The 8,462-nt window shown below is 72.3% G+C and carries 9 protein-coding genes; 6 read left to right on the forward strand and 3 right to left on the reverse strand.

Going from position 1 to position 8,462, the window contains the following annotated elements; translation table 11 throughout:
• The first annotated feature begins 89 nt into the window (after nucleotides 1-89).
• From RIN75_RS18265 to RIN75_RS18275, 3 genes are all read left to right on the forward strand, one after another.
• A complete protein-coding gene (locus RIN75_RS18265) occupies nucleotides 90-266 on the forward strand; it encodes a hypothetical protein (RefSeq protein ID WP_309113151.1) in 177 nt (58 codons plus the stop codon).
• A 64-nt stretch (nucleotides 267-330) separates the two neighbouring features.
• On the forward strand, nucleotides 331-1,482 hold the full coding sequence (locus tag RIN75_RS18270; protein WP_309113152.1) for an acyl-CoA dehydrogenase family protein: 1,152 nt from the start codon (nucleotides 331-333) through the stop codon (nucleotides 1,480-1,482).
• 106 nt (nucleotides 1,483-1,588) lie between these two features.
• On the forward strand, nucleotides 1,589-2,236 hold the full coding sequence (locus RIN75_RS18275) for a helix-turn-helix domain-containing protein (protein ID WP_309113153.1): 648 nt from the start codon (nucleotides 1,589-1,591) through the stop codon (nucleotides 2,234-2,236).
• 17 nt (nucleotides 2,237-2,253) lie between these two features.
• Here the strand turns inward: RIN75_RS18275 and RIN75_RS18280 are convergent, their stop codons facing one another.
• Nucleotides 2,254-3,300 carry an amidohydrolase family protein gene (locus RIN75_RS18280; RefSeq protein WP_309113154.1) on the reverse strand — a complete coding sequence of 349 codons (1,047 nt, stop codon included), beginning with the start codon at nucleotides 3,298-3,300 and terminating at the stop codon, nucleotides 2,254-2,256.
• Nucleotides 3,301-3,423: 123 nt separating this feature from the next.
• On the opposite strand from RIN75_RS18280, the gene RIN75_RS18285 reads away from it, so the two are divergent.
• Both RIN75_RS18285 and RIN75_RS18290 read left to right on the forward strand, forming a co-directional pair.
• The gene (locus RIN75_RS18285; RefSeq protein ID WP_309113155.1) at nucleotides 3,424-4,323 is read left to right on the forward strand and encodes a carboxymuconolactone decarboxylase family protein; all 900 of its coding nucleotides are present in this window, start codon (nucleotides 3,424-3,426) and stop codon (nucleotides 4,321-4,323) included.
• A 34-nt stretch (nucleotides 4,324-4,357) separates the two neighbouring features.
• On the forward strand, nucleotides 4,358-4,741 hold the full coding sequence (locus RIN75_RS18290) for a MerR family transcriptional regulator (protein WP_309113156.1): 384 nt from the start codon (nucleotides 4,358-4,360) through the stop codon (nucleotides 4,739-4,741).
• Nucleotides 4,742-5,527: 786 nt separating this feature from the next.
• Here the strand turns inward: RIN75_RS18290 and RIN75_RS18295 are convergent.
• A complete protein-coding gene (locus RIN75_RS18295) occupies nucleotides 5,528-6,817 on the reverse strand; it encodes a ricin-type beta-trefoil lectin domain protein (protein ID WP_309113157.1) in 1,290 nt (429 codons plus the stop codon).
• Between the two features lie 323 nt (nucleotides 6,818-7,140).
• Here RIN75_RS18295 and RIN75_RS18300 point away from each other — a divergent pair, with 323 nt between their 5' ends.
• The gene (locus RIN75_RS18300) at nucleotides 7,141-7,395 is read left to right on the forward strand and encodes a hypothetical protein (protein ID WP_309113158.1); all 255 of its coding nucleotides are present in this window, start codon (nucleotides 7,141-7,143) and stop codon (nucleotides 7,393-7,395) included.
• A 19-nt stretch (nucleotides 7,396-7,414) separates the two neighbouring features.
• Here RIN75_RS18300 and RIN75_RS18305 read toward each other — a convergent pair whose 3' ends face one another.
• Nucleotides 7,415-8,431: an RICIN domain-containing protein gene (locus RIN75_RS18305; RefSeq protein WP_309113159.1), complete on the reverse strand. Its 1,017-nt coding sequence runs from the start codon at nucleotides 8,429-8,431 to the stop codon at nucleotides 7,415-7,417.
• Nucleotides 8,432-8,462: the final 31 nt, after the last annotated feature.

Below are 8,462 nucleotides of genomic sequence, written 5' to 3' on the forward strand. Positions count from 1 at the left end.
GCGCCCGCTGGCCACGCGCTACGCCGTCGACGGCGTCCCGTTCGACCGGATCGGGTCGCTGCTGCGCGACCGCGCGCCCATGGCGGCTGATGACGTTCCTCGACGACGCCCGCGACCGCGGCGTGCTGCGCCAGTATGGAGCGGTCCACGAGTTCCGCCACCATCACGTCCAGCGCCACCTCGCACCGCACCACCTGGCCGCCGACGCCGAGTCCGGCGGCCGGCCCCGGGTGGAACGGAATCCGGTGAACCGGTTCTCCCCTTGATCACCGTCACCACATGGCGTCACAGTGACCGTGATCCGCACTCGCCCGGGAGGGACCGCAGCCCATGACCATGCCGTTGCCCGACGACCACCCGCTCGGCCCGCCGCCCGACGAGCAGTCCTGGGTCCGGGTCGCCGAGGAGTTGGCCGCCGGTTTCGCCGCCACCACCGACGAGTTGGACCGGACCGCGCAGCTCCCGGTCGCGAACCTCGAAGCGCTCCACGCCAGCGGGCTCGACCAGGCCACCTTGCCGCGGGAGTTCGGCGGGCAGGCGCTGAGTTACCGGACGGTCGGCGCGGTCCTGCGGGTCATCAGTGCCGCGGACCCGTCCACCGCCTGCCTGTGGCTGATGCACATCGGCGCCGCCGAGGGCCTGGTGCAGCACTCCACCCCCGACGTGGCCCGGTACTACGCCGACGAACTCGTTGCCGGGCGCCGCTTCGCCAACGCCCTGTCCGAACCCACCGGCGGCAACCAGTTCCTCTCACCCCAGCAGGTCGCCGAACCGGTCGACGGGGGCTTCCGGCTCACCGGCGCGAAGCGGTTCGTCTCCGGGTGCGAGATCGCCCACCACTTCCTCATCAACGCCCTGGTCGACGGCCAACCCACCCTGTTCGGCCTGGAACCCGACCACACAGTCACCTTCGACCCCCAGGACACCCTCGGCCTGCGTGCCACCCGCAGCCACCTCGTCAGCCTCAACGGCACCCTCCTCCGCGCCGACCGGCGCTGCCCACCCGCCCAGCACCCCAAGCCCAACCACATCGCCGCGGGCCTGGCCGCGCTCTCCCTCGGCGTCGCCGACACCGCCCTGAACACCCTCATCGACTACGCCCGCACCCGGACCCTGCCCTCCACCGGCCAACCCCTGGCCGCCGAACAGCACCTCCAGTTCGAGGTCGCCGACGCCGTCCTCCAACTCGAAGCCGCCACCCTGGTCGCCCAGCACACCGCCTGGCTCGCCGACCAGAACTCACCGCAGTTCCTGCCCGCCGCGATGCGCGCCAAACCCACCGCCAACCGGGTCGCGCGGGACATCGCGCAGCTGTGCCTGCAAGTCGGCGGCGGGTCGGGTTTCGTGGCCACGTCGCCGATCCAGCGGATCTTCCGCGACGCCCAGACCGGGTGGTTGATGGCGCACTCCGTCGAGTTCTGCCTCAACCACATCGGCACCGAGGCGATGGTCCCGCACCGGTCCGACGAGCCGGCGGCGTGAACCGGTCCCTCGTCACCGGCGGAGCCGGGGTCGTGCACTTGTGGAGGGAATCGAGGGGCCGGGCGAGGTCGTAACCTGGTCGCCGGCGACGGAGGAGGTGGGTCGGGTGGTCGGTGAGCGGGGTGCGCGGAAGCGGCGGGCCAACGGGGAGGAGTCGCGCCGGCGGATCCTGGACGCCGCGGTCGAGGTCGCCGGCGAGCGCGGGTACGAGGGCACCACGATCAACCTGGTCAGCGCGCGGTGCGGGCTGCCGGCCAGTTCGATCTACTGGCACTTCAAGGACAAGGACGAGCTGATCGCCGCGGTGATCGAGCGCAGCTTCGGCGCGTGGCTGGACGCCATGACCCTGCCCGACGCCGACGACGCGGCGGACCCCGCCGTGCGGGCGCGGCGGCGGGCGCTGGGCATGGCCGCGCGGGTCGCGAAGTCGTTGTCGGACTCGCCGGACTTCCTGCGCCTGGGCCTGATGCTGGCGCTGGAACGCCGTCCCGAGGAACCCACCGCGCGCACGATGTTCCTCCAGGTGCGCAAGGTGGCGCAGGACCGGCTGTCGGCCGCCATCGCCGAACTCGCGCCCGACCTCGACCCGGCGGCGGTCCGGCGCGTGTCGCACTACGCGCTGGCGGCCGCCGACGGGCTGTTCATCGCCCACGAGATCGGCGGCGACGACGTCGACCTCCCCGGCCTGTTCGAACTGCACGCCCACGCCCTGATCGACACCGTCGACCGCCTGCGCGACCACGCCGACGCCTGAAACAGCCGGGAACCGCGTCAACGGCGGGCCGGGTCGGCGATCTTGAACAACGCGCGCACGGCGCGGCTCTTGAGCGCACCCCGCAGAGCCGAGCGAGGCGGGGTGGCGGGCACGGTCTGCCGGGCCAGACGGGGGAACAGGGCGGCGGCGTTGCCGTGGTCGATCGCGGCGGCGATGGTGGCCCCGAACGGCGTGTGCGCCAAGTGCTCCGCCAAGCCCGCGGCGAAGTAGTGCACGGCCACATCCGGCGCGAACGGCCAGTCGCTGCCGAACAGGACGCGCTCCGGCCGGGCGAACGCGAGCAGCGCGGGCAGTGCGGTGGGGCTGGCCGACATCGCCGTGTCGAAGTAGAACGTGCGCAGGTCGGTGAGGGTGTCCCGGATGCTCATCCCCTCGGCACCCAAGCCCATGGCCATGCGATGCGCGGCCCACGGCACGAAGCCGCCGGCGTGGGCCAGTACGAAACGGATGCCCGGGTAGCGGCGCACGATCCCGTTGCGCACCAACAGGTAAGCGGCGCGGGTGGTGTCCAGCAGGAAATCCGCGGCGAACGGCGCGACGCCGGGCACGGTGGGGCCGGGCAGTTCGGCGGCCGGGTGCACGAACACCACCGCCTCCCGCTCGTGCAGCGCGGCGAACAGCCGGTCCTGCCCGTCCTGCCCCAGGTAGGTGCCGCGGGCGTTGGCCGGCAGCACGACACCGTCCGCGTGCAGGACGTCCAACGCGTGCACCACCTCGGCGGTGGCGGCGGCCACGTCGGGCATCGGCACGGTGGCGAAGTGGCCGAACCGGTCCGGGTGCCGCCGCACCAGCTCCGCGCCCTGCTCGTTGACCTCGCGGGCCAACCGCGCCGCCGCGGCGGGGTCGTCGAGGAACGTGGTGCCCGGCGCGGAGACCGACAGCACGGCGGTGGCGATGCCGACCTCGTCCATCAGCGCCAGGGCGGCCTCGGGGCTCCAGTCCGGCACCGCCCGCCCGCCGACCTCGGTGATCCCCGCCGCCCGCAGCGCGGCGCGGTAGGGCGGGGGCACCAGGTGCTGGTGGACGTCGATCCGAGCCGTCATCGCTGCCTCCGCGGTCTCCCGTGCCTCGGCCGCAGCTTACCGTAGTGATCATTCCAATTGGAGTGATCACTACAGGAAGGAGGGTTTGACTTCGAGCGCGCGCGAAGACCTAGCGTCGCCGGCATGACCAAGTCAGAACGCGAGACCGCCGTCAACCGACGTTCACTGCTGGCCGCGGGTGCGCTGATCGGTGCCGTCGGGGTGTCGACGGCACCGGCTGCGGCGGCAGCACCGGCGTCGGCATCGGCGGCGTCGGGTCGGTACGCCAGGGGTATGGCCGTCCTTCGCCAGGTCTCCGGCGACCGCGGCGCCGAGGTGGTCGAGTCGCTGTCGGACATCGCCCCGGACCTCGGCCGCTACATCGTCGAGTTCGCCTACGGCGACGTCTACGCCCGGCCGGGACTGGACCTGAAGCAACGGCAGCTGGTGACCATCGGCGCCCTGGCCGCGCAGGGCGACACCGCGCCGCAGCTGCGCTTCCACCTCGACGCGGCGCTCCACGTCGGGCTCAGCCCGGTCGAGGTCGTGGAGGCGCTGATCCACGTCGTGCCGTTCGCGGGCTTCCCCAGGGCGCTCAACGCGGTGACCGTCGCCCGGCAGGTGTTCGCCGACCGGGGGATCGCGTTCCAGCCGCCGGTGCAGACCGACGAGCAGGACCGCTACGAACGCGGCGTGCGGAAGCTGGTGGAGGTCGACGGGCAGCACGGGCTGGACGTGATCGAGTCGTTGCGGGACATCGCACCCGACCTCGGTCGCTACGTGGTCGAGTTCGCGTTCGGCGACGTGTACCACCGGCCGTGGCTGACCTTGCCGCAGCGGCAACTGGTGACCATCGGCGCGCTGACCGCGTCCGGCGACACCGCGCCCCAGCTGCGGGTGCACCTGGGTGCCGCGCTGCGCGTCGGGCTGAGCCGGGGCCAGGTGGTCGAGGCGCTGATCCACGTCGTGCCCTACGCCGGCTTTCCCCGCGTCCTGAACGCGGTGACCGTGGCCAGGGGCGTGTTCGAGGAGCAGCGGGGTTGACTTCGAGCGCGCTCCAACTCCTACCGTCGGCCGCATGGACGACCCGAGCGTGCTGTCGATCGCGGAAACCGTCGAGGTCACCGGCCTGACCGCGCACACGTTGCGCTACTACGAGCGGATCGGCCTGCTGGACCCGGTCGGCCGCGGCCCGGGCGGCCACCGCCGCTTCCGCGCCACCGACCTGGCCTGGCTGGCCTTCCTCACCCGCCTGCGCACCACCGGCATGGCGATCCGCGACATGCGGCGCTTCGCCGACCTGCGCAGGCGGGGTGACGTGACCGCGCCGGAACGCCTGGAGCTGCTGGAACGGCACCGGGACGCCGTCCGGCGGCGGATCGACGAACTCTCCGACTGCCTGTCGGCACTGGACGCGAAGATCGACCACTACCGGCAGCTGAGCACCCGCGGCGCACGCTGACCTGCCGCATCCCGACTGTCGCAGTCGACCCCACGGCCGGATTCAGGTCCGGTTCCGCGACCGGCGGCGCACCAGGAACCCGAGTGCGATCAGCAGCACGAGAGCGCCCACCGCCGAGACCCACCACCACGGTCCGAAGTCGACGCTGCCTGCGGCGCGGTGGCGTCGGGTCGGTCGGGTCGGAACCGCTCGTCAGCACGACGTCGTTGCCGTCGCCGCCGTGGTAGGTGAGCCGGAGCCCGCCCACCGCCGCTCCCTCCGGCAGGCCGTCGAAAGTGCCGCCCACCGGGGCGGTTCCCCGGTTGTCGATGATCACGCCGGGCTCTCGGCCCGGTTCGAGCGTGCCCGCGGCGGTGAGTGCCCCGCCGGCGGCCACCGTGCTGCCCTCGACGCCGGAGAGGTTGTTCACCGTCTGGTCGCCGGCGAGGTCCAGCGTCGTGCCCGGCGCCGGCAGGTCGACGGCGGCGCTCGCGGCGAGGGAACCGCCGGTGACCGCGAGCGTGCCCGGTGCATGTTGATGTAGACGGTGTTCTCGTTGCCCGGCAGGAAGAACCGGTTGTGCGTGCCATCGCCCGTACACGCCCGACATCCGCACCACGCCGGAGCCCCAGGTGTGGAAGTTGACGTCGTTGCCGTAGAACTGCGAGTAGAGGTCGGCGCGTACGGCCCTCCATGATGTTAGCGATAACATTCCTGGGCGCGCACAGTGCTCGTGACCGGGACGACCCTGTCAACCAGGCGGTGGGACGGCCGCGCGGCGGTGGCGGCTGTCCCCGTCCGGTCCGGTCAGGCCTTGGACCAGCGTTGGCCGGCGGTGTTGTTGCAGGTCGCCACGGTGACGGCGGAGCTGTTGGCGGTCCCGTTGACGCTCAGGCACAGTCCGGTTTGGACACTGGTGACGGTGCCGTTGTCGTTGACGTTCCACTGCTGGTTGGCGCCGCCGTTGCAGTCCCAGATGCGGGTGCGGGTGCCGGGGGTCGCGTTGACGGGCGCCTCCAGGCACTTGCCCAGCACCTGCAGGGCCTTGTTGTTCTGGGTGAACTGCTGGTTGGCGCCGGTGTGGCAGTCCCAGACGATCATCTGGGTGCCGTTGGCCGAGCCGGCGCCGTTGACGTCCAGGCACCGGCCCGAGGACTCGCCGCGCAGCCGGAACGACGCCGGCGCGGGTGTCGTCTCCCCGGTGAAGAACCGCCACACCTCGGGCGAGGTCCAACTCCGCCAGCCCTCGCCACCGCCGTCGATGGGGCCGGGGGTGTGTCCCCCGTCGAAGGCGGCCCACACCACGGGATACCCGGTGCGGCACCCGGAATAGGTGGTGGTGATGTGGGTGCGGCTGCCCGCCGCGGGTTCGGGCGCGTTCTGCGGGGTGCAGCCGTTGTTGCGGACGAACGTGTCCCGAAGTGCCCGGCCGCCGCCGATGTTGTCGCTGATGCCGTGGATCCCCATGTACGCGACGGGCTGCGTGCCGCCGTTGCACCCGCTGATGCCCGCGCCGGAGTAGACCGCGACCGCGCGGAAGGTGGTGGGCCGGGCACACGCGAGTGCGTAGCTCATCGCGCCGCCGTAGCTGAAGCCCAGTGCGAAGCGCTGTGCCGTGTCGACGCACAGGTCGTTCTCGATCCGCCGGATCATGTCGTCGACGAAGGTCACGTCCTGGCCGCCGGGGTTGGCCCAGCCGTTGCCGTTGCCCTGGGGGGCCACGAAGATCGTGCCGTTGTTCGCGGCGTCCGCCAGTCGCCGCAGGCCGTAGTACGACCAGTTGTAGCCGTCGGACCCGCCCGAGTCGACGTCGTTGGCGGTGCCGCCGTACCAGTGGAACCCGAAGATCAACCGGTACTGGCGGGTGTTGTCGTAGTTGGCGGGGATCCGCAGGATGAAGGAGCGGTTCTGGCCGCTGCTCTGGATCGTGTGCGTGCCGCTGGTCAGGGTCGGGCTCTTGCCGCAGCCGGGGGACGCGGCGAGCGTGCCGGTCTCGGTGGGGCCGGGCCGGGCGTCGGCCGCGCCGACACCGGCGAAGACCAGTGCCAAGGCGGCGACCGGCGCCCACCACCGGTGTGGTCGTGTTTGCAGGGTCATGGTCCTCCTTCGTCGTTGAAGGGCCCGTTGTTCGTTCTGGGAGCGCTCCCAGATCACGGGTCGAACCGGTTCGATCGACTCGTGACCGTACGCGACCGGCCGTGGGGGCGTCCAGGATCGCGGCGAGGCCGGCAAACTCCTTGATCATCGACGCGATCGTCGAGAACGCCCGCCGCGCTTGACCGCCCGCCCACTTCCCGGCGGCGGGCTCGTCTCCCGCCCGCGAACAGCGGTGGTGCCGCCGGCCGGCTCGCGCCCGTTCGCCGGGCGGATGCACACAACAGTGGATTGTGGCCCCACTCCCCGCGAGGTGTGCTACTCGCATGCGACGAATTCTGGGCGTCCTGGGGATTTCCGCGGCCTTGGCGACGGCCGGCGCCGGTGTGGCGGCGGCCGGCGCCGGTGTGGCGGCGGCCGAGGAGTGGGCTCCGATCGGGCCGTACCCGACGTACGAGGAGTGCGAGATCTCCGAACAGGGTTTCCAGTCGGCCGGCCACCTGACGACCGGTTGCACCTATCGCGACATGGGCTACCCCTGGCAGGACGGCTACTACTTCTACGCCTCGCGCGTCGAGTGACACCAAGACGGATCGCGGGTCATCGGCCTGCGCGTGGCTCGATGACGAACTCCTGGTCGGCCGCCCCGGTGCACGTCTCCTGCACGACTTCCGCGCCCGGTGCCTCGACGTCGTCGCGGATGCCCAGGCACAGTTGGGTTTCCGCGGGTCGCAGGCGGTAGCGGTCGGAGGTCGTGGGTTCGACGCGGAAGAGCTGGATCGGCCGACCGCCCTGGCAGTCCGTCCACGGTTCCAGGAGGTTCGCGCCCACGCCGCCGACGATGACGGTCAGGCAGCCGATGCCGTGGCCGGGGTGGTCCCACTTCACCTGGTACAGGTCGCCGCGGACGCGTTCCAGCAGGGTTCGGGGCGGCTCGGCCTCCTCGCACGGCCGTTGCACCGCGACATGGCTGTGGTAGCGGCCGGTTCGGTCGTAGCCCTCGGTGACGCAGAGGTCCGGGGTGCGGACGGGGTGGATGCGGGCCCAGCCGGCCAGGGACGGCGCCAGTTGGCCGGTCGGTTCCGCGGAGGTGGCGGAGGTGTCGAGTGCCGGGCGGTCGGGTTGGGCGTGCAGCCACAGGGCCACGACCACGGCGATGATCACCGCCGCCGCGGCCGACAGGACGACCGGTGACCGTCGGCGGTCGGTCGGGCTCGCCGCCGCGTCGGCCGGTGCCACGACGGCATCACCGCCGGACCGATCCGACGCGACCGCCACCGGCGGTGCCACGACGGCATCACCGGCGGTCGGATCCGGCGGTGGTGTGGGGACGGGTGCCGCCGGATCGCTGAGCCGGGCCAGTGCGGCCAGCCACTCCGCCACGTCCGCCTCCGCGCCGCACGCCCGCACGAACGCGGCCACGAACTCGGGCCGGGGCAGGGTCGGGCGGCGCAGGGCGTCGGCCACGGTGCTGCGGCGCAGGAACTCGCCGCGGGCGGCCGACCGCTCCTCCAACTCCCGGTAGGTGAGGCCGGACCTGGCCTTCAGCCGCTCCAACTGCGCGACGAACTCGGCCGGGCTCGCGGCGAGCGACGGCTGCGGCTCCCCCTCGTCCACGCCGAGGATCGTAGCCGACCACCGGCGTTTT

Origin of the sequence: Saccharothrix sp., assembly GCF_031180885.1 — a bacterium.
In the GTDB taxonomy this organism is placed as follows: Bacteria; Actinomycetota; Actinomycetes; order Mycobacteriales; family Pseudonocardiaceae; genus Actinosynnema.